The organism is Synechococcus sp. R6-5, assembly GCF_047461775.1.
Taxonomy (GTDB): domain Bacteria; phylum Cyanobacteriota; class Cyanobacteriia; order Thermostichales; family Thermostichaceae; genus Thermostichus.
In genome coordinates this window covers 1-759 of record NZ_JANSHV010000370.1, presented here as the reverse complement: position 1 = coordinate 759, position 759 = coordinate 1, and the positions used below count along the sequence as shown (strand labels likewise).

Sequence of the window (759 nt, the reverse complement as noted above, 5' to 3'; positions counted from 1 at the left end):
CCACCCTCCTCAAGGGCATGCGCGAAAAGTGAGGTAAACCTAACGGAAAAAAACAATCTTCTGGCTTTGTAAAGAACTTGGAAGGGTCTATAACTTTTCTCTAACTTCCGCTCACAGAGAAAGCAAAAATAGGAGTTCTATCTTACGAAGCGACATGATCCAACACAAAGCTGAAACAAAGGAAACTAGAACTCTTCTGTGAAGGGCTTCCGAGTGCTGCCTAATTGTATTCCTTGATAGATTTTCCCGGATAGTAAGTGTAACTGCTGGCGCGCAGAGTACCTAGCTACAAAGAACACAGCCGTTGATACACGGTTGTTGTCCGAGAGTACATGTACAAGAATGGGGATGTCTGAAATGTTACTAAGGCATTGATTTCCACTTATCCCACCGAATCAGAGGCTCGAAAAAATCTTATGGCCATAGTTGGAGACCTCCAAGAATTTTCCTTGCCCGATCTGTTGCAGCTGATCGAGAGAGGCAGCAAAACAGGACAGCTCTGTATCTGGGCGCCCAGAGGTATCTACAGGATCTGGTTTTACCAAGGTCGGGTCATTGCTGCCCTACCACCTCAGGAAGAACACCGCCTGGAGAGCTTGCTGGCCCATTCCGGCTTGGTGAGCGAGCGGGTGGTCGAGAAGCTGGCTTCCTTTTGCGGCTCGGAAGAGCCTCTGGGGCGTTGCTTGCAGCGGCAAGGGTTGATTACCCCAGCAGCCCTGGCCAAGCTGTTCCGCCATCAACTGCAAACCGGCCTCTACA

1 protein-coding gene is annotated in these 759 nt (G+C 49.8%); it reads left to right on the top strand.

Features of this window, described 5'->3' with window-relative positions; translation table 11 throughout:
• Nucleotides 1–416 precede the first annotated feature (416 nt).
• Nucleotides 417–759, top strand: a 343-nt coding sequence (locus NW818_RS13805) for a DUF4388 domain-containing protein (RefSeq protein WP_414424877.1), incomplete at its 3' end; no start/stop codon positions are given.